General features: G+C 56.7%; 22 protein-coding genes and 4 tRNA genes. 22 read left to right on the top strand and 4 right to left on the bottom strand.

Annotated features, from left to right (window positions below):
- Positions 1 to 45 precede the first annotated feature (45 nt).
- The 19 genes from CBW65_RS21940 (at position 46) to CBW65_RS21850 (ending at position 17,207) form a co-directional block, all read left to right on the top strand.
- Positions 46 to 1,326: an MFS transporter gene (locus CBW65_RS21940; protein ID WP_087458689.1), complete on the top strand. Its 1,281-nt coding sequence runs from the start codon at positions 46 to 48 to the stop codon at positions 1,324 to 1,326.
- A 72-nt stretch (positions 1,327 to 1,398) separates the two neighbouring features.
- Positions 1,399 to 1,767, top strand: a complete 369-nt coding sequence (locus tag CBW65_RS21935) for a carboxymuconolactone decarboxylase family protein (RefSeq protein ID WP_087458688.1) — start codon at positions 1,399 to 1,401, stop codon at positions 1,765 to 1,767.
- A gap of 76 nt (positions 1,768 to 1,843) precedes the next feature.
- Complete coding sequence (locus tag CBW65_RS21930; RefSeq protein WP_087458687.1) at positions 1,844 to 3,013, top strand: MFS transporter; 1,170 nt, start codon at positions 1,844 to 1,846, stop codon at positions 3,011 to 3,013.
- 85 nt (positions 3,014 to 3,098) lie between these two features.
- Positions 3,099 to 3,542, top strand: a complete 444-nt coding sequence (locus CBW65_RS21925) for a MarR family winged helix-turn-helix transcriptional regulator (RefSeq protein ID WP_087458686.1) — start codon at positions 3,099 to 3,101, stop codon at positions 3,540 to 3,542.
- 93 nt (positions 3,543 to 3,635) lie between these two features.
- The gene (racE, locus tag CBW65_RS21920) at positions 3,636 to 4,439 is read left to right on the top strand and encodes a glutamate racemase (protein ID WP_087458685.1); all 804 of its coding nucleotides are present in this window, start codon (positions 3,636 to 3,638) and stop codon (positions 4,437 to 4,439) included.
- A gap of 227 nt (positions 4,440 to 4,666) precedes the next feature.
- Entirely contained in the window at positions 4,667 to 5,527 is an 861-nt protein-coding gene (locus CBW65_RS21915; protein WP_198299692.1) for a GerMN domain-containing protein, read from the top strand.
- A gap of 136 nt (positions 5,528 to 5,663) precedes the next feature.
- Positions 5,664 to 6,422 carry a ribonuclease PH gene (gene rph, locus CBW65_RS21910; RefSeq protein ID WP_087458683.1) on the top strand — a complete coding sequence of 253 codons (759 nt, stop codon included), beginning with the start codon at positions 5,664 to 5,666 and terminating at the stop codon, positions 6,420 to 6,422.
- A gap of 37 nt (positions 6,423 to 6,459) precedes the next feature.
- Complete coding sequence (locus CBW65_RS21905) at positions 6,460 to 7,101, top strand: XTP/dITP diphosphatase (RefSeq protein WP_087458682.1); 642 nt, start codon at positions 6,460 to 6,462, stop codon at positions 7,099 to 7,101.
- Positions 7,098 to 7,649 carry a metallophosphoesterase family protein gene (locus CBW65_RS21900; protein WP_087458681.1) on the top strand — a complete coding sequence of 184 codons (552 nt, stop codon included), beginning with the start codon at positions 7,098 to 7,100 and terminating at the stop codon, positions 7,647 to 7,649. Before CBW65_RS21905 ends, CBW65_RS21900 begins: the two co-directional genes overlap by 4 nt.
- Before the next feature lie 132 nt (positions 7,650 to 7,781).
- Positions 7,782 to 7,855: transfer RNA gene (locus CBW65_RS21895), tRNA-Gly, on the top strand.
- 6 nt (positions 7,856 to 7,861) lie between these two features.
- Positions 7,862 to 7,938: transfer RNA gene (locus CBW65_RS21890), tRNA-Arg, on the top strand.
- A 6-nt stretch (positions 7,939 to 7,944) separates the two neighbouring features.
- Positions 7,945 to 8,020 (top strand) — tRNA-His (locus CBW65_RS21885).
- A 16-nt stretch (positions 8,021 to 8,036) separates the two neighbouring features.
- Positions 8,037 to 8,111, top strand: a tRNA-Gln gene (locus CBW65_RS21880).
- A gap of 189 nt (positions 8,112 to 8,300) precedes the next feature.
- Complete coding sequence (tig, locus tag CBW65_RS21875) at positions 8,301 to 9,605, top strand: trigger factor (protein ID WP_087458680.1); 1,305 nt, start codon at positions 8,301 to 8,303, stop codon at positions 9,603 to 9,605.
- 147 nt (positions 9,606 to 9,752) lie between these two features.
- Positions 9,753 to 11,006, top strand: coding sequence for an ATP-dependent protease ATP-binding subunit ClpX (clpX, locus tag CBW65_RS21870; protein ID WP_087458679.1), 1,254 nt, complete (start codon positions 9,753 to 9,755; stop codon positions 11,004 to 11,006).
- A gap of 138 nt (positions 11,007 to 11,144) precedes the next feature.
- A complete protein-coding gene (lonB, locus tag CBW65_RS21865; RefSeq protein WP_087458678.1) occupies positions 11,145 to 12,851 on the top strand; it encodes an ATP-dependent protease LonB in 1,707 nt (568 codons plus the stop codon).
- 171 nt (positions 12,852 to 13,022) lie between these two features.
- Positions 13,023 to 15,344 (top strand): endopeptidase La, encoded by a 2,322-nt coding sequence (gene lon / locus CBW65_RS21860; protein WP_087458677.1) that lies wholly within the window; start codon positions 13,023 to 13,025, stop codon positions 15,342 to 15,344.
- On the top strand, positions 15,341 to 15,952 hold the full coding sequence (yihA, locus tag CBW65_RS21855; protein ID WP_087458676.1) for a ribosome biogenesis GTP-binding protein YihA/YsxC: 612 nt from the start codon (positions 15,341 to 15,343) through the stop codon (positions 15,950 to 15,952). The genes lon and yihA overlap by 4 nt, the downstream gene beginning before the upstream one ends.
- 109 nt (positions 15,953 to 16,061) lie before the next feature.
- Positions 16,062 to 17,207, top strand: coding sequence for a DUF4097 family beta strand repeat-containing protein (locus tag CBW65_RS21850; RefSeq protein ID WP_087458675.1), 1,146 nt, complete (start codon positions 16,062 to 16,064; stop codon positions 17,205 to 17,207).
- An 80-nt stretch (positions 17,208 to 17,287) separates the two neighbouring features.
- Here the strand turns inward: CBW65_RS21850 and CBW65_RS21845 are convergent, their stop codons facing one another.
- The 3 genes from CBW65_RS21845 to CBW65_RS21835 form a co-directional block, all read right to left on the bottom strand.
- Positions 17,288 to 18,202: a DMT family transporter gene (locus CBW65_RS21845; protein ID WP_087458674.1), complete on the bottom strand. Its 915-nt coding sequence runs from the start codon at positions 18,200 to 18,202 to the stop codon at positions 17,288 to 17,290.
- Positions 18,203 to 18,311: 109 nt separating this feature from the next.
- On the bottom strand, positions 18,312 to 19,133 hold the full coding sequence (locus tag CBW65_RS21840) for an ABC transporter permease (protein WP_087458673.1): 822 nt from the start codon (positions 19,131 to 19,133) through the stop codon (positions 18,312 to 18,314).
- Positions 19,123 to 19,887 (bottom strand): ABC transporter ATP-binding protein, encoded by a 765-nt coding sequence (locus CBW65_RS21835; protein ID WP_087458672.1) that lies wholly within the window; start codon positions 19,885 to 19,887, stop codon positions 19,123 to 19,125. The genes CBW65_RS21840 and CBW65_RS21835 overlap by 11 nt, the downstream gene beginning before the upstream one ends.
- A 120-nt stretch (positions 19,888 to 20,007) precedes the next feature.
- Here CBW65_RS21835 and CBW65_RS21830 point away from each other — a divergent pair, with 120 nt between their 5' ends.
- Positions 20,008 to 20,463: a tripartite tricarboxylate transporter TctB family protein gene (locus CBW65_RS21830; protein WP_087458671.1), complete on the top strand. Its 456-nt coding sequence runs from the start codon at positions 20,008 to 20,010 to the stop codon at positions 20,461 to 20,463.
- Positions 20,464 to 20,510: 47 nt separating this feature from the next.
- Here the strand turns inward: CBW65_RS21830 and CBW65_RS21825 are convergent, their stop codons facing one another.
- Positions 20,511 to 21,521: an ABC transporter substrate-binding protein gene (locus CBW65_RS21825; protein ID WP_232463395.1), complete on the bottom strand. Its 1,011-nt coding sequence runs from the start codon at positions 21,519 to 21,521 to the stop codon at positions 20,511 to 20,513.
- Positions 21,522 to 21,741: 220 nt separating this feature from the next.
- Between CBW65_RS21825 and hemA the strand changes: the two genes are divergently transcribed.
- Positions 21,742 to 23,172: a glutamyl-tRNA reductase gene (hemA, locus tag CBW65_RS21820; protein WP_087458670.1), complete on the top strand. Its 1,431-nt coding sequence runs from the start codon at positions 21,742 to 21,744 to the stop codon at positions 23,170 to 23,172.
- Between the two features lie 51 nt (positions 23,173 to 23,223).
- Positions 23,224 to 24,042, top strand: a complete 819-nt coding sequence (locus CBW65_RS21815; RefSeq protein ID WP_087458669.1) for a cytochrome C assembly family protein — start codon at positions 23,224 to 23,226, stop codon at positions 24,040 to 24,042.
- Positions 24,043 to 24,045: the final 3 nt, after the last annotated feature.

Genomic DNA, 24,045 nt, shown 5'->3' with positions numbered 1-24,045 from the left:
TGGCGTGTACGCTGGTTACTAATAGATAGAGGCAGGAGGCAGCGTATGAGCAAAACTTCGATATTCGCCCCGCTGAAGCATCGTCCTTACCGGATGCTGTTCACGGGACAGCTTTTTTCCGACCTTGGAACATGGCTGGATATGCTGGCGCTCGGCATTTTGGTGGCGTACACCTGGAACATGGGGCCGGCCGAACTGGCAGCGCTGACGATTGTGATGGGGCTGCCGTGGGTGGTGATCGGGCCGTTTGCCGCCGTGTGGGCGGACCGTCTGCCGCGCAAAGGGCTGATGATCTTCTGTGACTTGCTGCGGATGCTGATCGTGTTGGGTTTTGTGGTTGCGCCCAATCTCTATGTGCTCCTGGCGCTGGTGTTTTTCAAAGAGCTGTTCTCCGCGATGTTTGATCCGGCGCGGCAAGGAGCGATCCGGACGTTGGTGCCGGAAGAGGTGCTGCTGCAGGCGAGCTCGCTGTCGCAGTTGTCCTTGAACGTGACCAAAGTCGCAGCGCCCGTCTTTGGCGGGATCATCATCGCGGCCTCGTCGCCGTCGTTTGTGTTTATTCTGGAAGCGGTGCTGTTCCTGTTCTCCATGATGTTCATCTCGCGCCTGCCGCATATGCCAAAAGCGATGGCGGAGGAAGCAGCGGAGCCGGGCACAGCGAAACGCGAGTCTGTTTTTTGGAAGCATTTCAAAGAAGGGCTGCGCTTCATCGGGGAGAACCGCGTGTTGGCGACAGCGATCATTTTGATGGCGGTGCGCTTTTTCCTGATCTTCCTCTATGACGGACTGCTTGTGCTGTGGGGGAAAGAAGTTGGGCTGCCGGAGGAGTACTTCGGGGTCCTCCTCGGTGCGGTTGGCTTCGGCACGGTGCTCGGAACGCTGGCCGTTGGGCAGTGGAACTTCTGGAGTCCCAAGCCGATTCAGATGATGGCGGTCACCGGGGCGATCTCCGGGATCGGCATCCTCATCTTGGCGCTTGGCTCCTACCAGGTCATCCCCAGCCATCCGGCGCTGTGGGTCACCTTGTTCTTTTTCGTCGGCTTTATCGGAGCGGGTTCGGCCGTCCCGTATGGCTATGTGCTGCAAAAAGAAACGCCGTCGGCGATCATCGGGCGGGTTACGGGCGCTGCGAACTCGATCTCCAATCTTTCCATGTTCGCCGCTCCGGCGCTGGGAGCGGTGGTCGCCGAGTGGATCGGCACAGGCGGCGTGTTTGCCATCGCCGGCACTGGCACGGTCTTGACCGGACTGTTCGCGCTGCTCGCTGTGCGCAAAGCGGAAGCGAAGCGGGAGTATGCCGGTAAAGTGGATGGTCTGCACGGGTAAGCCTTGTGGGATACCCTTGTGCATCTTGGCTCACACTAACCTCGTGATCCTGAGGAAAGGGTGAGCCGATCCATGGAAGAACAAGAATACCGCTCCTACGTCATCGATTCGATTCGCGATTACAAAATGGGGCTGGGCCACTTTAGCGAGAAACTGCCGGAAGTCGGACACGCCTACATGGAGTTCACCTCCGCCTGTTTCCAGGATGGGGCTGTCTCCGAGAAGAACAAGCACCTGATCGCGCTTGGCATCGCGGTGAACGCGCAGGATGAGTACTGCATCATGTACCATACGCACGCCGCGCTGGCCACCGGTGCAACTGATCAGGAAGTGCTGGAGACGATCGGCGTCTGCGGGGCATTTGGCGGCGGGGCCGCGATGTCGCAAGGCGTGACGCTGGTGCAGCACGTGATTGACGTGTACAATGATACACAGCATTAATCTTTCGCTCCCCGGAGGAAGTGCCGGGGAGTTTTCTTATACGTTTTGAATCGCAGGCGAAAGAAGGCGGGTTGTGGTGAAACATCGTGTGATCTTGTATCTGGTCGCGTTTGCGGCGTTTCTCGGGCCGTTTACGCAGACGATCTACACGCCGATTCTGCCAGAGGTGCAAGGGCATTTTGCGACGACGCAGTTTCTGGTCAACTTGAGCATTTCGATTTTCACGATCGTTCTGGCGGCGATGCAGATCGTCTACGGGCCGCTGACCGACCGCAAGGGCAGGCGCTATGTGCTGTTGCCAGGCATTTTCTTGTATACGTTGGCGTCGATCGGCTGCGCGTTTGCCCCTTCGATCGAGACCTTGCTGATCTTCCGCTCCTTGCAGGCGGTGGGGATCGCCGCCGGGTCGGTCGTGGCGACAACGGTGATCGGCGATCTGTTTTCCGGCAAAGAGCGGGGGCGGGCGATGGGCACGTTTCAGATGCTGGTCGCTTTGGGGCCGGTGCTGGGCCCGGTGATCGGCGGGTTCGTCGGCGGTTCGTTTGGCAGCCGGGGCGTCTTTTTCGTGCTGGTTGCGACCGGACTTTTGATGCTGGTGCTGAACTGGCGCCTGTTGCCGGAAACGAAGCCGGAGACGGGCGGGGGCGAGCGCTTTGGGCTTGCCGACTTTGCCCGGATCTTGCGCGACCCGACGGGACATTCGGTGGTGCTGCTCGGTTTTGTGCAGTACTACACGTTTTATAATTTTTTGGTCTTTTTGCCGGACATCTTGACCGATACCTACGGGCTGACGGCGGAAGAGAAGGGGATTGTGTTCCTTCCATTATCATTGTCGCTGGTCGCCGGGACGTATCTGGGCGGACGGATTCAAGAGCGCATCCCGCCGCGCAAAAGCCTCGTGCTGACCGCCGGGCTGAACGTGGTGTCGGTGCTGGTGTTTATCCTGGCGGCGCATCTGTCGCTCTGGACGCTCGTCGTGACGCTGATCCTGTTTGGCATCTGCCTCGGCTTGTCCTTGCCGGTGCAGACGACGTTGCTGTCGGAGCGTTTCGTCCGCGAGCGGGCGACGGCGATCGGCGTGTACAATTTTTCCCGCTACATGGGAATGGCGGCGGGGCCGCTGCTCGGGTCGCTCTTGTACCAAGGCAGCCGCTTAGGAGTGCTGTTCGGATTCGCCGCACTGCTGTTTGGCGCAGTCGTGCTGTTTGCGGGACGGCAGTTGAAGGGGACGGAAAGTACCAGGTAAAACCTTGCGCGTGTGCGCAGGGTTTTATTTCTTTTGGAATTATGATAAAATAGATTGGTAGTAGTATCCACGGGAGGATCGATAGATGCCAGAGCAAAAGATCCATGCAGATCTTGTACACGAGATCGAGCTTGTGCTGCGCCAGATTTCGAAAGAAGTTCGACGCAGAGGACGCGAGTTACTGTCCGATTTTAATATCACGCCGCCGCAATTTGATGCGCTGGTCTACCTGCATGAATTCGGCGACTTGACGATCGGCGAACTAAGTGCCAAGCTCCATTTGGCTTACAGCACCACGACCGACCTTGTGGACCGGATGGAACGCAACCAACTGGTGGAACGGGTGCGCGACAAGAGTGACCGTCGCGTCGTTCGCTTGCATATGATGGAGAAAGGCACCGACCTGATTGAGCGCGTGCTGGCCAAACGCCGCGAGCATTTGGGCAATGCGCTCCAATTTGTGAAGGCGGCCGATTTGCAGCCGCTCGTTGCTTCGCTAAAAGAAATCTATACTCATATCAGCGATTGACCATAGAAGTGAGCGTTTTCCAGATCGAGCAGCACTGGAAAGCGCTTTTTCATTTCACTCGACCCGCTGGTATTTTATGAAAGGAAGATTTACGTGACTTCAAAACAACCGATCGGCTTGCTCGATTCCGGATTTGGCGGATTGACGGTGGCATCGGAAGTGCTGCGGCAGCTGCCGCAGGAGAACATCCTCTATGTCGGCGATAACCTGCGCTGCCCCTACGGCTCCCGGGAGCCGGACGAAGTGAAACGCTATCTGTTTCAGATCATGGACTTTCTCGCCGAGCAGGGCGTAAAGATGATCATCATCGCCTGCAACACGGCGACGGCAGCCGGGCTGGAAGAAGCCCGCACCCGCTATAAGATCCCGGTGCTTGGCGTGATCACGCCGGGCAGCCGCGCGGCGATCTCGGCGACGCAATCGGAGCGCGTTGGTGTCATCGGCACCGATGTGACGATCCAGAGCGACTCCTACCGCCGCGAGATTCATCGGCTGAACCCGCGCCTCTACGTGGTCAACCAGTCCTGCCCGCCGTTTGTGCAGCTGGTCGAAGAGGACCGCACGGAGGCTCCGGAGGCGCACCCCTTGGTCGCAAGCTATCTCGCCCCGCTGCAGCAGGAAGGGATCGACACGCTGATCCTCGGCTGCACCCACTATCCGCTGCTCGCTCCTTTGATCGGCGAGGTGATGGGCGAAGGGGTAAAACTGATCTCGTCGGCCGAAGAGACGGCCCGGGAAGCGAGCACGATCTTGCAGCTGAAGCATCTGCTCAACGCTGACAATCCGGCGCCGCAGCACCGCTTTTTCACAACCGGTGACGCAGATTATTTTCAACGCGTCGGCTCGCGCTGGCTGAAGCGCGAAATTGATGTGACGGGGATTGTTTTAGGTCCCTGAACTCGTTGGACAAAATACAAGCATATCTCCTCCAAGGGCTCGTATACATGTAACAAGAATCCAATTTGGAGGAGGACAAAAGAATTATGCGCAAACGTAGACTGGCGTTAGTCGGTGTCCTCGCGGTGACTATCGCTGCGGCAACTGGTTGTTCGGCAACACCTGAGAAAACTTCAGCTCCCCAATCAACACAAGGAACAGGACAAGGTCAACAGGCGGAAAATGTGATGCCGACCACGGTGTTTGTTGCCGATCAAAACGGCTTTGTCGTTCCGCTGAACGTCAAGATGGAAAAAACGAACAGCGTGGCTCAAGCCACTTTGCAGAATATGATCGCCGGGGGCAGCGGCGATGCATCGCTCGTCGGCACCGGCTTCCGCAACGTGCTGCCTGAAGGCACCAAGATCCGCGGCGTCTCGATCAACGAAGGCGTGGCGAAAGTCGACTTCACCAAAGAAGTCAACGAGCTGAAAACGAGCGCCGATGAGCAGGCGATGGTCGATGCGGTGGTCTGGAGCCTGACCGGCCTAGAGAGCATCAACAAGGTTCAATTCATGGTCGAAGGCCATATGATGAACACGTTGAAAAACGGCACCCCGATCGGCGACCCGATCTCGCGCGAGGGCGGCATCAACCTGCAGCTGACCTCCAACCTCTCGCCGTCGAACGCAACGGCGCTCACCTTGTATTTTGAAGGCAAGAGCAACGACTCCAACTTCTCCTATCTCGTGCCGGTCACCCGCATGGTGCCGAAGCGTGCCGATCAGAACATGATCGAACTGACGCTGGCGGAGCTGGCCAAAGGCCCGCACAGCGACGCGCTGGAGCCGGTGGTCTCGCCGGAGCTCAAGCTGAACAAGTCGGCGGTGGCGGAGAAGACGGCGACGCTCGACTTCGCTTCCGAACTGGCGGCAGACGGCGGCAGCACCAACCAGATGGTCAACTCGATCGTCCTGTCGGTCGCAGCGAATGCGGACGTGGACAAAGTCAAGTTTACCGTCGGCGAGAAAGCGCCGAAAGCAAGCGAAGGGCTCGACCTGACCCAGCCGGTGCTGATCCCGCAGACGATCAACGAGCAGAAGCTGTAAGCTCGACAGCAGGCAAAAACCAACGGGATCCATGGTCTCGTTGGTTTTTTGTTGGCAAAGTTTGGGGTAGTGGAAACGGGAAAATAAGGTTATGCTATCAGAGTATCTTATGGGAACCAGGGGAGGTCTTCAAGGAATGCGAGTGGACGGACGTCAACCGAACGAAACCCGCACGATTACCATTGAACGCAATTACATCAAACATGCTGAAGGATCGGTTTTGATCTCAGTCGGCGACACGAAAGTGATCTGCACGGCGACGGTCGAGGACAAAGTTCCGCCGTTCCTGCGCAATTCCGGCACGGGCTGGATCACCGCTGAATACGGCATGCTGCCGCGTGCGACCGGCACCCGCAACCAGCGCGAATCTTCGCGCGGCAAAGTCGGCGGGCGCACGATGGAAATTCAGCGTCTGATCGGACGGGCTTTGCGCGCCATCGTCGATTTGAAAGCGCTTGGCGAAAAAACCTTGTGGCTGGACTGCGACGTGATTCAGGCGGACGGCGGCACCCGCACCGCGTCGATCACCGGCGCTTTTGTCGCGCTGGCTGACGCTTTGCACAAGCAAGTGGAAAAAGGTTCGCTCAGCTCCTTGCCGATCACCGATTTTCTGGCGGCGGTCTCTGTCGGCATGGTCGGCGATCAGGCGGTGCTCGACCTAAACTACCACGAAGACTCGGCAGCCAACGTCGACATGAACATCGTGATGACCGGCGCCGGACGTTTTGTCGAGCTGCAAGGCACCGGCGAAGAAGCGACGTTCTCGATGGACGAACTGCACAAGATGCTGGAACTCGGCAAGATCGGCAGCGAAAAGTGGATCGCTTTGCAAAAGGAAGTGCTGGGTGAGCAGATCACCAATTTGATCGCGAAAAATGCGATGCAAAACGCCTAAGCGGCTTTTTACATAGGGGAGCAATCGGAGGTCAGTGATGGGACAGTTTCAAACCAAACTTCTTCTTGCCACCAAGAACCAAGGCAAAGTCAAAGAGTTTCAGCACTTTTTCGCCGAGCTGGGCTGGCATGTCGAAGCGGTGCCGCAAGACGCGCCTGACGTCGTCGAGGACAAGGACACGTTTGCCGGCAACGCGATCAAAAAGGCGGAGGAGATCGCCAAGGCCTACCATATGCCGGCGCTGGCCGATGACTCCGGCCTGGAAGTCGACGCGCTGCAAGGGCGTCCCGGCGTCTATTCGGCAAGGTACGCCGGCGAACACGCGACCGATGTGGAAAACAACACCAAACTGGTCGGCGAACTCGCCGAGGTGAGCGATGAGAGCCGGACGGCCCGTTTCGTTTCGGCGATCGCGCTGGCCCGGCCGGGGCAGGAGACCCTGGTCTCGTTCGGGACGCTAGACGGCGCTATTTTACGCGCTGGGCGTGGCACGCAGGGATTTGGCTATGATCCGTTGTTTGTGTTGCCCGACCGCGACAAAACCTTGGCCGAACTTTCATTGGAAGAGAAAAATCTGATCTCGCACCGGGCGAAAGCGCTGCGCGGCATGATCGAGATGCTGAAGATGGAAGGCCACACAGGCGCAGAGAGCGAAACGGACAAAGGGATCGGCGAATGACCGCTGCGTATCGCGTATTGATCATCTCCGACTCGCACGGGCGGACCGACCGCATCGATGAGGTGATCGCGCAGCTGCAGGAGAGGATGGGCGGCTATGATCTGCTCCTGCACGCGGGCGACCACGCGGAAGATGTGCTCGACGGGGCGTATCCGAACTCGGTCACCGTCTGCGGCAACTGCGACCCGTACGGGATCGAAGCGGAGGAAAAGACGCTCGACCTGCTTGGCGTGTCCGCCCTGCTGCTGCACGGGCATACGGTGAATGTCAAAACCTCACCTTTGCAGCTCTTGTACAAAGCGGCGGAGCACGGCGTGCAGTTCACCGTGTTTGGTCACACGCACACGCCCGTCTTATATGTAGAAGACGGCTGTGTGTTTCTCAATCCGGGCAGCCTGTCCTATCCGCGCGGCTATACGGTGTGCACGTATGCCGTATTGGAACTGAGCGCGAGGGAAGACGGGGTGCACGGGCAATTTTGCTTTTATACGCTCGATGGAACGCGGATTCCCGCCTTTGACATGGAGCATGTCTTTTCGGTACGATAAGACCGCTGACAGCAAACGTCGGCGGTCTTTTTTCTGCCGAAACTTTCCGGCTCGGAAGTGTTGACTTTCAGTTTCGTTCTGTTGTATACTAACTTTCGTCGCCGCAAGAGCGACACACTTTCTTTAACATGCGCGGGTGTAGTTCAATGGTAGAACTCCAGCCTTCCAAGCTGGTCGCGTGGGTTCGATTCCCATCACCCGCTCCATAACTTGTCTCAGTAGCTCAGTTGGATAGAGCAACCGCCTTCTAAGCGGTCGGTCGGGGGTTCGAATCCCTCCTGGGACGCCATCAATGGCGGCCGTGGCGAAGTGGTTAACGCACCAGATTGTGGCTCTGGCATTCGGGGGTTCGATTCCCCTCGGTCGCCCCATTGATTTTTTTCTTTTTGGGGTGTCGCCAAGCGGTAAGGCAACGGACTTTGACTCCGTCATGCGAAGGTTCGATCCCTTCCACCCCAGCCAACTTAACACTTCCAGAAAATGGACACCTCCGTCGTGAAGATGGGGGTGTTTTTGTGTTTGAACTTATCCCCATTTGTGATATAATGTGGTGGTTGTATCAATCTACATTGAAAACATGCGTGGACAAGCCACAGTACTACATACAAGGCAGCGTTTTCCGCATTGGTTGATTCAAGGGAGGATTCACAGATGGCAGTAGTAGTTAAGAATTGGGAAAAAATAGAGAAGAACGTTGGCGTTCTTGAATTCGAGGTTGGCGCAGAGCATGTCAACGACGCACTGGACCAAGCGTTCAAGAAAGCAGCGAAGACCGTAGCAGTTCCGGGCTTCCGCAAAGGCAAAGTGCCGCGCCAGATCTTCGAAAACCGCTTTGGCGTTGAGGTATTATATCAAGACGCGCTGGATATCCTGTTATCGGAAGCCTACACGGCTGCAGTCAAAGAGGCGAACATTACGCCGGTTGACCGTCCGGAGATCGACGTTCTTCAATTCGGCAAAAACGAGGCCGCTGTAATCAAGGCGACCGTCACCGTCAAGCCGGAAGTTGAACTGGGCGCTTACAAAGGCCTGACCGTTGAGAAGAAAGACTTCTCCGTAACGGCTGAAGCGATCGACGCAGAGCTTGCGAACCTGCAAGGTTCCCACGCTGAGATCGTGGTTGCTGAAGACGGCGTTGCTGTTGAAAACGGCGACCTCGTCAACATCGACTTCAAAGGTTTCGTCAACGGCGAAGCTTTCGAAGGCGGCGAAGCGGACAACTACCAGCTCGAAATCGGCTCCAACACCTTCATCCCGGGCTTTGAAGAGCAAATCGTCGGCATGAAGAAAGGCGAGGAGAAGGAGATCACCGTCAACTTCCCGGAAGCGTACCATGTCGCGACCCTCGCAGGCCAGCCGGCTGTCTTCAAAGTGACCCTGAACGAAGTCAAGCGCAAGCAGCTGCCGGCGCTCGACGACGAGTTTGTCAAGGATATCTCCGAGTTCAACACCCTTGACGAATTGAAGGCTGACATCGAGAATAAACTCAAAGAAAAAGCTGAGCATGACGCACAGATGCACGTTGAGGAAGCGGTAATCAACCAAGCGGTTGAGAACGCTACCATCGAAATTCCGGAAGCGATGATCGACAACGAGATCGAATTCCTGATGAACGACTTCAAACAGCGTCTGCAACAGCAAGGCATTCCGTTTGACGCGTACGTTCAGTTCACCGGCGCTTCTGTCGAAGGCCTGAAAGACGAGTTCCGCGGTCAAGCGGTCAACCGTGTCCGCACCGGTCTGGTTCTGGAAGCAGTCACCGCTGCAGAAGGAATCGAAGCAACCGAAGGCGAAATCAATACAGAACTGGAGAAAATCGCTGCTTCCGCTAAAATGGAAGTGGAGCGCGTGAAGAGCATCCTCGAAGCGCGTGATCCGGGTCTGTCCAACCTGCACAACGACATCAAAACTCGCAAGACGATCGCAGTCCTTGTTGAATCTGCGAAAGTTGAGTAGTTCCCACATATCTGCATTACCAAAATAGGTTCTGGAGGAGACAAGGCACTTTGCATAAAGGTGCCTTGTTTTTCCAAAATACATAATGCGAGTCGATTGATTCAGTTGGCAGGTTGTCGCGGGCACTTTACGTAAGGGAGGTTTACGATGTTCAAATTCAATGATGACAAAGGGCAACTGAAGTGTTCGTTCTGCGGCAAGACCCAAGACCAAGTGCGCAAACTGGTCGCTGGACCAGGTGTTTATATTTGTGACGAGTGCATCGAGCTGTGCAACGAGATCGTCGAAGAGGAGCTTGGCGAAGAGGAAGAGTTTGAGATGAAAGACATCCCGAAGCCGGGTGAGATTCGGGATATCCTTGATCAATACGTCATCGGCCAGGATCAGGCGAAGAAGGCGCTCGCGGTTGCTGTGTATAACCACTACAAGCGGATCAACACGCAAGCGAAAAACGAAGAAGTCGAGCTCTCCAAGTCGAACATCCTGCTGATCGGCCCGACCGGCAGCGGTAAGACGCTGCTCGCTCAGACGTTGGCGCGCATCCTGAACGTTCCGTTTGCCATCGCCGATGCAACATCGCTGACCGAAGCGGGTTATGTTGGGGAAGACGTGGAAAACGTGCTGCTCCGTCTGATTCAAGCGGCAGATTACGATGTGGAGAAGGCGCAAAAGGGCATCATCTACATCGACGAGATCGACAAGATCGCCCGCAAGTCGGAGAACCCGTCGATCACGCGTGACGTTTCGGGTGAAGGCGTGCAGCAAGCGCTGCTCAAGATCCTCGAAGGCACGACGGCAAGCGTACCGCCGCAAGGGGGACGCAAGCATCCGCACCAAGAGTTCATCCAGATCGACACGAAAGACATCATGTTCATCTGCGGCGGCGCATTTGACGGCATGGAGTCGATCATCAAGCGTCGGATGGGCGAAAAGGTGATCGGTTTCGGCCAGACAGATCAGAAGAAAGACGAGCGCGAGTTCGTGCTTTCCCGCCTGATGCCGGAAGATTTGCAGCGCTACGGCCTGATTCCGGAATTTGTTGGTCGTCTGCCGGTCTTGACTGCGCTCGAACCGCTCGACGTCGAAGCGCTGAAGCGCATTTTGACCGAGCCGAAGAACGCGATCGTCAAGCAATACAACCGTCTGCTCCAGATGGACAACGTCGAACTGGAGTTCACCGACGAAGCGCTGGAAGAGATCGCGAAAGAAGCGATCAAGCGCAAGACCGGTGCGCGGGGTCTGCGCGCGATCATCGAGTCGACGATGCTCGACGTGATGTTCGACCTGCCGTCCCGCGAAGATGTGGTCAAGTGTGTGATCACGCAAGAGTCGATCACCGACGGCAAAGCGCCGAGCTTGATCACTCAAGACGGCAAAACCAAACAAGAAGAGCCGGCGTAAACCGGGCTCTCGATCAGAACCGATTCCATTCACTGGAGTCGGTTCTTTTTCATTTCTGCAAAGGTTTTACTTGGCTTTTCTGGGGACATACTAAATCCAATGCTTTGGATCGTGAAAGTTGAGGGGGGGACGCAAACGATGAGTTTCACAATGATCCTGAGTCTGGTGCAAGTGTTCTTTGCTGTCGTCATCGGGCTCTATTTTTGGAACCAGTTAAAAGCCCAGCAGAACAACCGCTCCGCCATTGAGAGCGAATCGAAAAAAGAGCTGGAGAAATTGCGCAAGATGCGGGCGATCGCTTTGACCGAACCGTTGGCGGAAAAAACGCGTCCGACCAAGTTCGAAGAGATCGTTGGGCAAGCTGACGGGATTAAAGCATTGCGCGCCGCGCTTTGCGGCCCGAATCCGCAGCACGTCATCATTTACGGACCGCCTGGCGTCGGCAAGACGGCTGCCGCGCGGCTCGTGCTGTCTGAAGCCAAAAAGAATCAGGTGTCGCCTTTTAGCAAAGACGCCAAGTTTATTGAACTCGACGCCACCACCGCCCGTTTCGATGAGCGGGGCATCGCCGACCCGTTGATCGGTTCGGTGCATGATCCGATCTACCAAGGGGCCGGGGCGATGGGCATGGCGGGCATCCCGCAGCCGAAGCCGGGCGCCGTCACAAAAGCACACGGCGGCGTGCTGTTCATCGACGAGATCGGTGAGCTGCACCCGATTCAGATGAACAAGCTGCTAAAAGTTCTCGAAGACCGCAAAGTATTTCTGGAGAGCGCTTACTACTCCTCAGAAGACAATCAGATTCCCAGCCACATTCACGACATTTTCCAAAACGGTCTGCCGGCCGACTTCCGGATGATCGGTGCGACGACCCGCACCGCCGACGAGATTCCGCCGGCGATCCGCTCGCGTTGCGTGGAGATTTTCTTCCGGGCTTTGAAGCCGGATGAGATCAAGTCGATCGTCATCACTGCCGCCAATAAGATCCTGTTCGATATCGAAGAGGGTGCGGTGCAAACGATCGCCAAATACGCCACCAACGGCCGCGAAGCGGTCAACGTCGTGCAGACGGCAGCAGGCATTGCGCTTGGTGAAACGCGCAAGAACATCACCACCGCCGATGTGGAATGGGTGATCAACTGCTCGCAGATCTCGCCGCGCCCGGAGAAGCAGGTGCCGGACATGCCGCAGGTCGGCTTCGTCAACGGCCTTGCTGTCTACGGTCCAAACATGGGGATGCTCTTGGAGATCGAAGTCACCGCCGCCAAATCATCGGAACGCGGCAAAGGCACGATCAACATCACCGGCGTTGTCGAAGAAGAGCAGACCAACGGCGGCGCGCGTAGCACCCGCCGCAAGTCGATGGCGAAAGGCTCGGTCGAAAACGTGATGACCGTCCTGCGCCGCACGATGGATGTCGACCCGCTCGACTATGACCTGCACGTCAACTTCCCGGGCGGCATTCCGGTGGACGGTCCGTCGGCCGGCATCACGATGGCGACGGCGATCTATTCGGCGATCAAAGGCATCCCGGTCGACAACCGTCTGGCGATGACCGGCGAAGTGTCGATTCGCGGATTTGTGAAACCGATCGGCGGCGTGATCGCCAAAGTCGAAGCGGCCAAGCAGGCCGGGGCGACCCGCGTGGTGATTCCGAAAGACAACTGGCAAGACATTTTCAAAACGTTCGAAGGCCTCGAGATCATTCCGGTCGAGCGCATCGAGCAGGTGATCGATCTTTCCCTGGTGCCGGAAGAGCTGCCGGAAAAAAGCGCCGTGGCAGCGCCGCTGCCTGCGAATCTGCTCACCGTTCCATCGGTCAACATGTCAAACCAAACGCCATAGAATACACAACATGCATAGCAGGGGAGCTTGAGTACTCCCCGCTTTTGCATGCCAGGACAGAACCTCCGGTTTTTTAATGGTCAGGATTAGACAAACAACATGCCTTACGGTACAATTGGCATACTAGCAGAAGCAGGTACTTTTTTCTTTTTCATGATGGAGGTGAACACGATGGGAATCAGCACAAAGCGCACCCTCCCGTTGTTGCCGCTGCGCGGACTTATCGTCTATCCCACCATGGTCATGCACTTTGACGTGGGTCGGGAAGTATCGGTCAAAGCGGTGGAGCGGGCAATGGTTGGCGAAAATCTGATCCTCCTCGTCTCGCAAGTAGAAACTCATATTGATGAACCGGAACCGGAAGATCTGTTTGATGTCGGCACAGTCGCCAAAGTCAAGCAGATGCTCAAGCTGCCCAACGGCACGATGCGCGTCATCGTCGAAGGCTTGAACCGGGCCAAGGTTGCCGGATATGTGGAGACGGACGAATGTTATGTCGTCGAAGTGGAGGAACTGCCGGAGCCGGAAGATAACGATCCGGAGACAGAAGCGCTGATGCGTGCAGTTCTGCACCAGTTTGAACAATATATCAAGATCTCCAAGAAGATCACCCAGGAGACCTTGGCTGCCGTCACCGATATCGACGAGCCGGGCCGTCTGGCCGATGCGATCGCGTCGCACCTGACGCTCAAAATCAACGACAAGCAAGAGATTCTCGAAGCTGTCGATGTCAAAGAGCGTCTGGAGCGCCTGCTGAAGATCCTGTCTGACGAGCGCGAAGTGCTGGAGCTGGAGCGCAAGATCAACCAGCGCGTCCGCAAGCAGATGGAGAAAACGCAGAAGGAATACTATCTGCGCGAACAGATGAAGGCGATCCAAAAGGAACTGGGCGACAAGGAAGGCCGCGGCGGCGAAGCGGAAGAGCTCCGCGAACTCGCTGCCAAGAAGAACCTGCCCGATGAAGTGCGCGAGAAAGTCGAGAAGGAGATTGACCGTCTGGAAAAAATGCCGACCACCTCGGCAGAAGGCGGCGTGATCCGCACCTACATCGACTGGATTCTGGCCCTGCCGTGGACAGAAGAAGGCGAAGAGGACATCGACATCAAGCGTGCGGAAGAGATCCTCGACGAGGAGCACTACGGCCTCGACAAGATCAAAGAGCGCATTCTCGAATACTTGGCCGTGCAGCAGTTGGTCAAGAAGCTGAAAGGCCCGATCCTCTGTCTGGCCGGACCGCCCGGTGTGGGGAAAACGTCTCTGGCGCGTTCGATCGCCAAGGCGCTGAACCGCAAATTCGTCCGCGTGTCGCTGGGCGGCGTGCGCGATGAAGCGGAGATTCGCGGGCACAGAAGAACATACGTCGGCGCAATGCCGGGCCGTGTGATCCAAGGCATGAAGACAGCCGGAGAAAACAACCCGCTCTTCCTGCTCGACGAGATCGACAAGATGACGTCCGACTTCCGCGGCGACCCGTCTTCGGCGCTGCTCGAAGTGCTCGACCCGGAGCAAAACAACACGTTTAGCGATCATTACATAGAAATTCCCTATGACCTGTCCAAGGTCATGTTTATCACCACCGCCAACGTGTTGCACAACATCCCGCAGCCTTTGATGGACCGGATGGAAGTGATTTCCTTGTCCGGATACACCGAGGTGGAGAAGCTGCACATCGTCAAGAATCACCTGCTGGTCAAACAGCTGGAGAACCATGGTTTGCAGCAGGAGCAAGTCGAGATCACCGACGATACGATCTATGCGGTCATTCGCGGCTATACCCGTGAAGCGGGCGTGCGGAATCTGGAGCGCCAGATCGCATCCCTGTGCCGCAAAATGGCGAAGCAGATCGTTTCGGGCGAGACCGAGCATGTGACGATCACGCCGGAGAACCTGCCCGATTACCTCGGCGGCGCCCGTTTCCGTCACGGTTTGGCCGAAAAAGAAGACCAGGTCGGCGTTGTGACCGGCTTGGCGTGGACGGCGGTCGGCGGGGAAACGCTCTCCATCGAAGCGACCACCTATGCGGGCAAAGGCAAGCTGACCTTGACCGGCCAGCTCGGCGACGTGATGAAAGAGTCGGCGCAGGCTGCCTTCTCCTACATCCGTTCGCGTTCGGAGGCGCTTGGCGTCGACCCGAACTTCCTTGAGAAAAATGACATTCACCTGCACATCCCGGAAGGCGCGATCCCGAAAGACGGTCCGTCGGCGGGCATCTCGATGTGCCTCGCCCTGATCTCGCAGATGACCGGTGTTCCGGTCTCCCGCGAAGTGGCGATGACCGGCGAGATCACTTTGCGCGGCCACGTCCTGCCGATCGGCGGCGTCAAAGAGAAGTGCATGGCAGCTCACCGCGCAGGAATCAAGAAAGTGCTCCTGCCGATCGAAAACAAAAAAGACATTGAAGACATTCCGGAAACGGTCCGCGCCGAACTTACGATCGTGCCCGTGGAACATATGGACGAAGTGTTAAAAGAAGCGTTGGTGCAAAGCAAATGATGATTCGCGAAGCAAAATTTATCATTTCCGCCGTCAAGCCGGAGCAGTATCCGGAAGGTGAACTGCCAGAAGTTGCGATGGCAGGCCGCTCGAACGTCGGAAAGTCCTCCTTGATCAACCGACTCCTGCATCGCCGCGGTTTGGCGCGCACGTCGGGGACGCCGGGGAAGACGCAGCAGTTGAACTATTACCTGCTGAACGAAGACCTGTATTTTGTCGACTTGCCCGGTTACGGGTTTGCCAAGGTGCCCCGAGACGTCAAAGCCCAGTGGGGCAAGATGATCGGCACCTACCTCGACAATCGGGAGAACTTAAAACTTGTCATGCAACTGATCGACATCCGCCACGCTCCTTCGAATGAAGACGTGGAGATGTATAAGTATCTGGCCCACTACGCCCGTCCGCACGCCATCCTGGTCACCAAGGCGGATAAAGTCTCACGCGGACAGTACCAGAAGCACATCAAGGTGATCAAAGAAAAACTGCAAGTCTTGCCTGGCACGCCGATCATTCTCACCTCGGCCGACACGGGACTTGGCAAGCAAGAAGTATGGGACTTGATCGCCAAACACATTGGCGTCGAAAAAATCATTCCGCCCTCCGGTTGATCCGGAGGGTTTTTGCTTGCTCAAAAAAACTTTTTCAAAAAGTGAAGGGTATCTCCGGCGGGCATCGTCTATATGGACAAACGGAATACCAACGGAGGAGTGGAGAGCGATGAAATTACATAAAAGCTGGGGCTATGCCCTGATCGTCTTCGGACTGGTGCTTTTAACAGGAGCGGTTGGCAAACTGATCCACATGGATGAGTATGTGGCTGCCGAGCAGAATCAGCAGTATGAAAATGGTGAAGTGTATATCGGGCAAAACATGGAGCAGTTTGGTGAAGAGATGGATCGTTTCGGCCAGAGCATGGAGCAACTGGCAGAAGGCTTCAGCGACGGGCATCTGGTGACGGCGGCAGGTGAAGAGCAGGTCGAGATCGAGAAGATCAAGCGCCTGAAGTTGGAGAACAACGTCGGTCAGATCAAGATCACCGCCGACCCGAATGCGAAGAAAATGACCCTGAAATTTATTAAAAAGCTGAACACCACCGAGTCGAAAGAAACGGCGGAACAGCGCCTGAAGAATGTAGGCATCGATATCAACTATGGGGAAGACGGCACGGTGTATGTCTCCTCGAGCGGTTACTATGAAGAGAACTGGATGAAGCAGTTCCGCATCGACTATGAGCTGATCGTGCCGCCGACGCTGGCGGTTGAGCTGTACTCGAAAGTTGGCGATATCACCATCGTCGGCCTGCAAAGCGACCTGCATGTGGAAGCGAATGTGGCGAAGATCGACATCGATGGTTTTAAAGGCAGCTTGAACGTGAAGAACAACACAGGTGCGATCTCCGTGAAAGGCGGCCAGGCGATCAAGGAGCTGGAAGTCAACTCCAACGTCGGCGCCTTGACGGTGCAATTGCCGGAGCAGGCGAACGTGACGGTAGATGCAAAAACGAACGTTGGCGCCCTCGACACCGAGTTCCAGCTCAACGAGCGCCGCACCGGCCCAAGCAAATCCGTCCAAGGCCAGATCGGCCAAAGCGGCGGCCAAGTCAACCTGAACACCAACACCGGCTCGATCTCGATCCTGAAGCAAGCGCCCACCCCGCCGGCAACCGATAAGCCGGCTGACAGCATCAAGCCGGCAACAAACACTCAGCCCGCTGGAACAAACAAACCGGCAACCACCACCCCACCGGCTGCAACCGACAAGCCGGCAACCACCACCCAGCCCGCTGGAACGAACAAACCGGCTGCCAATACACAGCCTGCAACAAATCAACCGGGAACAACGACTCCGTCTGCTGCCAACTAACAGTGGCGTATCAACGAACTTCCCGCACCCGGCAGTGCCGACCCAATCTGCTGCCAACAAACAAAAAACCTCTTGCGCCATCAGGCGTAAGAGGTTTCTTTTTGCGGTTCTTTTTCCTGATTGCCTCCAAGCTCAGCCACCAGCATGCCGCCGAGGATGCAGAGGCACCCGATCACTTGCAGGGTCCCGAGGCGGTCGCCCGCCCACAGGTAGCCGGTGATCGCCGCAAACACCGGCTCGGTGGCGAAGATCAGCGCGGTGCGCGTCGGCGTGGTGAACTTCTGGAACTGATTTTGCGCCACAAAGGCAAACGCCGTCGCGATTACCGAACAGATCAACAGCGCCGAGAACACGGTGAGATCAAACAGCACATCCTTGCTGAACGACGCGCCAACATCCTCGAACAGGAATCCGCCGATCATGTTAAACACGCCGCAGGAGAAGATCTGCACAAACGCAAACGGCAGCGCATGAAACCGCGTCGTATACTTGCCGACCAGCGTGATGTGCAGCCCGTAACAGATCGCGCAGCAAAAGACCAGAGCATCGCCCAAGTTGACCTCAAACTGATGCAAGGACAACATCGCCAAGCCCACAGTCGCCACCAGCACCCCGATCACCGCATTGCGCTTCAGCTTCTGGCGCAACAGCCACAAGGCAAACAGCGGCACCATCACCACCGACAGCCCGGTGATAAAGCCTGCGTTCGATGCGGTCGTATCGAGCAGCCCAAACGTCTGGAACGCATACCCGCCAAACAGCAGCAAGCCAATCCACAAACCGATCACCCACAGCTGCCGGGTCAAGTCTTTCAGCGTTTCCCGATAAAAAACTACCATGATCAAAAATAAAATCAGTGCTGCGACCAGAAAACGCACGCCCAAAAAAGTAAACGGCGGCATCTTGTCTATCGCTTCTTTGACCAGAACAAACGTAGCGCCCCACGTAAACGTGACGAAGAGCAGCACGAGGTCGGCCAGCCTTTGCTTTTTCATCTTCAGATGTCCCTCCACCGCTGTACCTTTCTAGTACCAACATAATAGCCCGCGAGCATTTCGTCAACGCAAGAAAAGACTGCCTGAGCACAGGCAGTCTTTTTACCGTTTAATTGCGCCATTTCAAAGATCGGTTCTCGAAAAACGCCACGGCGTGGTACATGATCGTCGAGACGATCAGGATCACGAACAGGGCAAGCATGACCAGCGTCAAGTTGAACACCTGGAAGCCGTAGATGATCAGGTAGCCGAGCCCGGCCTGCGCGACGAGGAACTCGCCGACGATCACGCCGACCCAGGACAGTCCGACATTGACTTTCAGCGTGGACAGGATCGTCGGCAGCGCCGCCGGAAAGACGACTTTTTGGAACACCTGCCAGCGCGAGCCGCCAAAGGTGTGCACCAGCTTGATCATGTTCGCATCCACATCGCGAAAGGACGTGTAGACGACGATCGTCGTGATCACGACCGAGATCGCCAGCGCCATCATCACGATCGACAGAAAGCCTTGCCCAAACGCCACGATAAAAATCGGGCCGAGCGCCACTTTCGGCATCGAGTTGAAGATGACGATATACGGGTCGAGAACCCGCGCCAGCACCGGCGAGGCCCAGATCACGACGGCGAGCAGGGTGCCGGCCACCGTGCCAAGCACGAAGCCGACGACCGTCTCCCAGACGGTGATCCACGTGTGGTGCAGCAGCGTTCCGTCAGACAGCATGGTCAGGAACTGCCCCCAGACTTTCGACGGCTGCGAGAAGATAAAGCTGTTCACAAAGCCTTGGCGCGCGCCGATCTCCCAGCCGATCAGGAAGAGGGCGGCGATCAGCAACTGCGTGGCGATGATGCCAAGCGTGGTGAGCCGCTTCTTGCGCAAAAACGCGGCGTGGTCGGGCGTCTTGGCGCCGCGGGTCAAGAGGTTAGTCTTCATCTTGCAGATCCCCCCAGACGTCACGGAACAGGGCGTGAAACTCGACGTGCTCCCGCGCTTCAAACGGGGAGAGTTCGCGAATCTCTTCCGGGATGATGTAGGTGCTTTTCAAGGTGCCGGGGTTCTTGCCCATCACGATGACGCGGTCGCACATGGCGATCGCTTCGCCCAGATCGTGTGTGACGAGCACGCCGGTCAGCCCTTTTGCTTTCAGCGTATTCTGGATCAGATCTTCCAACTGCAGCTTGATCTGATAGTCGAGCGCCGAAAACGGTTCGTCAAGCAGGATCACTTTCGGGTTCGCAGCCAGCGTGCGGACGAGCGCAACGCGCTGGCGCATCCCGCCGGAGAGCTGGTGCGGGTATTTGTCTGCCGTATCCTTCAGCCCCATCTCGCTAAGCAAACGGAGCGCCTGCTCCGTGTTGTCTTTCGTTTTCTTGCCCTGGATCTCCAGACCGAGCAGGATGTTGTCGCGGATCGTGCGCCATGGCAGCAGATAATCCTGCTGCAGCATGTAGCCGACTTCTGGGGACGGCCCCCGCACCGGTTCGGCGTTTACGCGCACCTCGCCCTGCGTCGGAAAAAGCAGCCCGGCGATCAGCGAGAGGATCGTGCTTTTGCCGCAGCCGCTTGGCCCGACCAGCCCGATCAGCTCGCCTTGCTGCACGGCAAACTCGATCCCTTGTAGCGCAGTCGTCTCACCGGAGACGGTGATGTACTTCTGATCGACCCCTGCAAACGAGATCGCTGCCATCGCGTTCACCTCACTTTGCTGATTTCTTACAGCGTATGGGCGGCGCCCATTTTTGGTGCAAGGGGATAATTTTTCGACAAACTGCGTATTTGTGAAGCACCCTGCATGAGGAGGTGAGCCATGCGTCCAACCTGGAGTGGGTTTGACCGGCTGTTCGGGGTGTTTGTCGTACTGCTCGGCGCACTCGCCATGTGGGAAACGGTGCGGCTGGCTCCGTATGGCATGAGCGTCTTTGTCGGCGACCATGTGCTGTTTGGCGTGGTCGGAGGGTTGATGATCGTACTCGGTCTGGTGTTTTTGCTGTTCGTCAAAAGCCGTCCGCCGGAACGTTCGAACCGAGTGCCGGAGGCGCGCAGGATGATGGGCGGCACGGTGCTTCTCCTGATCCTCTACCGCCTGTTCACCCCGCTGCTTGGGTATGTGGTCTGCACGCTGTTGCTGGCGTTTTGTCTGTTTAAGCTGATCGGTGCTTATAGCTGGGTCGACAGAGCGGGGCATACGGAAGTGAGATGTATAAAACATGAAAAAAAGGAGAAGATAGTGGGGAAACCCATATTTCTCCTCTCCTTTTCTTGATAGCCTCTTCTCCCCCGGAGAAGAGGCTCTTTTTTGTGAGCTTGCTCCTAGTTTGCCTGCGCTTTTTCTGCGAAAGTGGTGTTCACGAGGTCTTCGTATTTGACGTCCGCTTTCAGCTCGCCGGCGTCTTTCATGATTTTTTTCATGTTGTCAAATTCCTCTTGGTCGATCACCGGGTCTTTGGCCCAGCCGTCCGACTCCTGGTAGCGCTTGACGACAGCGGCGACGATTTCCGGATCGACGCCTTCAAAATACGGCAGGATGACTTTGGCGACTTCTTCCGGCGTGGAGGAGTGCACGAAGTTTTGGGCTTTTTGGACGGCGTTGGTGAATTTCTGGAAGGTCTCTGGCTCAGACTTGATAGTACTGGCTTTGGCCATAAACACGGTGTAGGGCAGTTTGCCGGAATCTTCGCCGAATGATGCGACGACATGGCCCTGGCCCGCTTTTTCCAAGATCGCGCCGCTCGGCTCGAACGCCTGCAGGAAATCGCCGGTGCCGGATGCGAAGGCGGTCGCCTGGTTGTCGAAGCTGATGTTTTGGATGATGTTGACGTCTGTGAACGGCTGCAGGCCGTTTTGCTTCTGGACGTATTCGGAGACCATCTCCGGCATCGAGCCTTTGCGCGATCCGATCAGGCTCTTGCCTTTGAGCATCGACCAGTCCCAGTTGTCGATCTTGTTTCTGGCGATGACAAACGAGCCGTCGCGCTGGGTGACTTGCGCGAAGTTGACCACCGGGTCGGCAGCGCCTTGCTGCTGGACGTAGACGGTCGTCTCGGCGCCGATCAGCGCCACGTCCGTCTGGTCGGCCAACAGGCGGGTCATCGCTTTGTCGCCGCCCCAGGCGGTGTCGAGCAAGACATTGAGGCCTTCCTCTTTGAAATAGCCTTTTTCGATCGCCACATACTGCGGCGCGTAGAAGATGGAGCGGATGACTTCCGACACCCGCACTTCCTGCAGGTCGCTTCCATCGCCGCCGCTCGGGGAGCAGGCGGTCATTGTGAGCGCAGCGGTGATCAGTCCGGCTGCGGCAAATTGCTTCCATTGTTTCTTCACGGTCCCAGACCTCCTGTTTATGAGAAGTTGATAGACAGTGTATGTCTAGGCGTTTGTCTTGGTGAATGAGCGGGATGGTTTGTCGAAGCGGACAAAAAGATGTCATATTTCGTCCGTGAGTTGTGCGGGAGCTATGATATAATGAGGATGTTTGTAGTGGACGGAGAGCTAAATGGCACAGATCATGCGGCTTTTGAGATAGATAAGGGAGTGAGAGAGAATGTACATCATGGTCGTGGGGCTGAACTTCCGGTCGGCTCCTGTCGAGATTCGCGAGCGGTTCGCCCTCCCGGCCGATGGTCTGGAGGATGCGATCTCGCGCCTGAAACAGAGCGGCCGCATTGCGGAAGTCGTGCTCGTCTCGACGTGCAACCGCACCGAGGTGTATGCCGTGGTGGAAGAGCGGATCGACGGGCAGGATGAGATCTACAAGTTCTTGAGCGAGATGTCGGGTGTGTCGAGACAAGCGTTCTTGCCGCACCTGTACCAATATGGGGAAGGCGACGCGATTCGTCATCTGTTCCGCGTCGCATCCGGGCTGGATTCGATGGTGCTTGGCGAGACGCAGATTTTGGGACAAGTCCGCCAGGCCTTCTTGTTTGCGCAGGAAAAGCAGGCGACCGGTTCGATTTTTAACAATCTGTTCCGCCGGGCGGTCACCGTGGCTAAACGCGCGCATGCGGAGACGAAGATCGGCGAAAATGCCGTGTCCGTTTCCTATGCGGCGGTGGAGCTGGCCAAGAAGATCTTTGAGTCGCTCGACGAGAAGACGGTGCTGGTCATCGGCGCCGGCAAAATGAGCGAGTTGACGGCGAAGCATCTCAACGCCAACGGGGCGACCCGGGTCTTGGTTGTCAACCGCACGTATGAGCGCGCGAAGGAACTGGCCGACAAGTTTAACGGCAAGGCGCTCGATATGAACTCGCTGGACCTGGCGTTGAAGGAAGCGGACATCGTCGTGTCCTCGACCGGAGCGGAAGGCTATGTGGTGACGCGCGAGCATGTGCAGGCGACGATGAAGCATCGCCGGCACCGCCCGCTGTTTTTGATCGACATCGCCGTGCCGCGCGATCTGGACCCGGAGATGAGCAAGATCGACAACGTGTTCCTGTATGACATCGACGATCTGGAAGGCGTGATCAAGGTCAATTTGGCCGAGCGCCAGAAGGAAGCGGAGAAGGTCGGGGAGATCATCGGAGAAGAGCTGGCGGCGTTTAAGATGTGGCTCAACCAGCAGGAAGCGATTCCGCTGATCCACAAGCTGCGCGAAAAAGCGATGGCGGCGCAGTCCAACCTGATGCAGAACCTGAGCAACAAAATGCCGAACCTCTCGGAAAAAGAGATGCACACCGTCAACAAGCTGACCAATGCGATGGTCAACCAGTTGATCCATGAGCCGATCAAGCAGGTCAAAGAGATGGCCGGCGAGCGGGAAGCGGAACTGTATCTCGAAGCGTTCACCCGCATCTTTGGGCTCGAAGAAGAGCTGAAAGAACAGCACAAAGAGCAGCAGATCGCTGCCCAGGCGGAAGTGCGCGAGATGACGGCCGTCATCGCTGCCGCCACCCGCCAGATCGAGCAGTCCCGTCAGGAAGAAGCGGCGTCCTCCGGCGCCAAGCGCTCTTTGCTGTCGCGGATCGGATCGCGGTAGCTTTGCGAAAGCTTAGAACTGATTCAGACTGGCAAGAAGGAGGTGTTCATCATGCCGAAGAGTCTGTTGATGTATGACTTGATGGTCTTTTTCTACGCGATTGCAGTCGTGTTGTATTTTCTGGATTTTATTGGACATCGCAGGACGCTCAACCGCATCGCGTTTGGTTTGCTGGCCGCGGTGTGGGGGCTGCAGACTTCGTTTTTCCTGACCAGGATGACCGAGGTCGGCTATGTGCCTTTGGTGACATCTTTTGAGACCACACTCTTTTTCTCATGGCTATTAATCTCGTTTTCGCTGGTGATCAACTATTTCTATAAGATCGACCTGTTTGCTTTCTTCACCAACGTGATCGGATTTGCGATGGTCGTGTTTGACCTTGTGACCGGAGAAGGCAGCGTCCGCGTCGGAGAGAATCTGCAAGGCGACCTGCTTGTCTTGCACATCACGCTGGCCTTCCTCAGCTATGCGGCCTTTTCCATCTCGTTCATCTTCTCGATCATGTACCTGATCCAGTCGAAGATGCTCAAGGAAAAGCGCTGGAATAACATGTTCCGCCGGATGCCGGCGCTCGACAAGCTCGACGCCTTTACCTACCGCCTGATCATCGTCGGGTTCCCGCTGCTCTTGGTCGCGATGATCCTCGGGGTGAGTTGGTATTACACGCAGTTTGGCTCGGTGCTGATCCTCGACGCCAAGCCGCTCGTCTCGGTCGTGCTGCTTGGGCTGTACGTCGTCTGGCTGTACCTGCGCACCGCCAGCGGCTGGTCGGGGCGCAAACTGGCATGGTGGAACGTCGCTTCGTTTGGTCTGGTCATCATCAATTACCTGTTTGTCGGCACCTATTTCTCCGGGTTCCACAGCTGGTAAGCG

The organism is Tumebacillus avium (assembly GCF_002162355.1).
In the GTDB taxonomy this organism is placed as follows: Bacteria; Bacillota; Bacilli; order Tumebacillales; family Tumebacillaceae; genus Tumebacillus_A; species Tumebacillus_A avium.
Note: the sequence above shows the minus strand (reverse complement) of the source record. Positions and strands in the feature narration are given on the sequence as shown.

Bases quoted from the DNA above. Each gene is read 5' to 3' on its own strand.
- CBW65_RS21940 (WP_087458689.1), top strand. From the start codon at position 46: ATGAGCAAAACTTCGATATTCGCCCCGCTGAAGCATCGTCCTTACCGG.
- CBW65_RS21935 (WP_087458688.1), top strand. From the start codon at position 1,399: ATGGAAGAACAAGAATACCGCTCCTACGTCATCGATTCGATTCGCGAT.
- CBW65_RS21925 (WP_087458686.1), top strand. From the start codon at position 3,099: ATGCCAGAGCAAAAGATCCATGCAGATCTTGTACACGAGATCGAGCTT.
- CBW65_RS21915 (WP_198299692.1), top strand. From the start codon at position 4,667: ATGCCGACCACGGTGTTTGTTGCCGATCAAAACGGCTTTGTCGTTCCG.
- rph (WP_087458683.1), top strand. From the start codon at position 5,664: ATGCGAGTGGACGGACGTCAACCGAACGAAACCCGCACGATTACCATT.
- CBW65_RS21905 (WP_087458682.1), top strand. From the start codon at position 6,460: ATGGGACAGTTTCAAACCAAACTTCTTCTTGCCACCAAGAACCAAGGC.
- CBW65_RS21900 (WP_087458681.1), top strand. From the start codon at position 7,098: ATGACCGCTGCGTATCGCGTATTGATCATCTCCGACTCGCACGGGCGG.
- tig (WP_087458680.1), top strand. From the start codon at position 8,301: ATGGCAGTAGTAGTTAAGAATTGGGAAAAAATAGAGAAGAACGTTGGC.
- clpX (WP_087458679.1), top strand. From the start codon at position 9,753: ATGTTCAAATTCAATGATGACAAAGGGCAACTGAAGTGTTCGTTCTGC.
- lonB (WP_087458678.1), top strand. From the start codon at position 11,145: ATGAGTTTCACAATGATCCTGAGTCTGGTGCAAGTGTTCTTTGCTGTC.
- lon (WP_087458677.1), top strand. From the start codon at position 13,023: ATGGGAATCAGCACAAAGCGCACCCTCCCGTTGTTGCCGCTGCGCGGA.
- yihA (WP_087458676.1), top strand. From the start codon at position 15,341: ATGATGATTCGCGAAGCAAAATTTATCATTTCCGCCGTCAAGCCGGAG.
- CBW65_RS21850 (WP_087458675.1), top strand. From the start codon at position 16,062: ATGAAATTACATAAAAGCTGGGGCTATGCCCTGATCGTCTTCGGACTG.
- CBW65_RS21845 (WP_087458674.1), bottom strand. From the start codon at position 18,202: ATGAAAAAGCAAAGGCTGGCCGACCTCGTGCTGCTCTTCGTCACGTTT.
- CBW65_RS21840 (WP_087458673.1), bottom strand. From the start codon at position 19,133: ATGAAGACTAACCTCTTGACCCGCGGCGCCAAGACGCCCGACCACGCC.
- CBW65_RS21835 (WP_087458672.1), bottom strand. From the start codon at position 19,887: ATGGCAGCGATCTCGTTTGCAGGGGTCGATCAGAAGTACATCACCGTC.
- CBW65_RS21830 (WP_087458671.1), top strand. From the start codon at position 20,008: ATGCGTCCAACCTGGAGTGGGTTTGACCGGCTGTTCGGGGTGTTTGTC.
- hemA (WP_087458670.1), top strand. From the start codon at position 21,742: ATGTACATCATGGTCGTGGGGCTGAACTTCCGGTCGGCTCCTGTCGAG.
- CBW65_RS21815 (WP_087458669.1), top strand. From the start codon at position 23,224: ATGCCGAAGAGTCTGTTGATGTATGACTTGATGGTCTTTTTCTACGCG.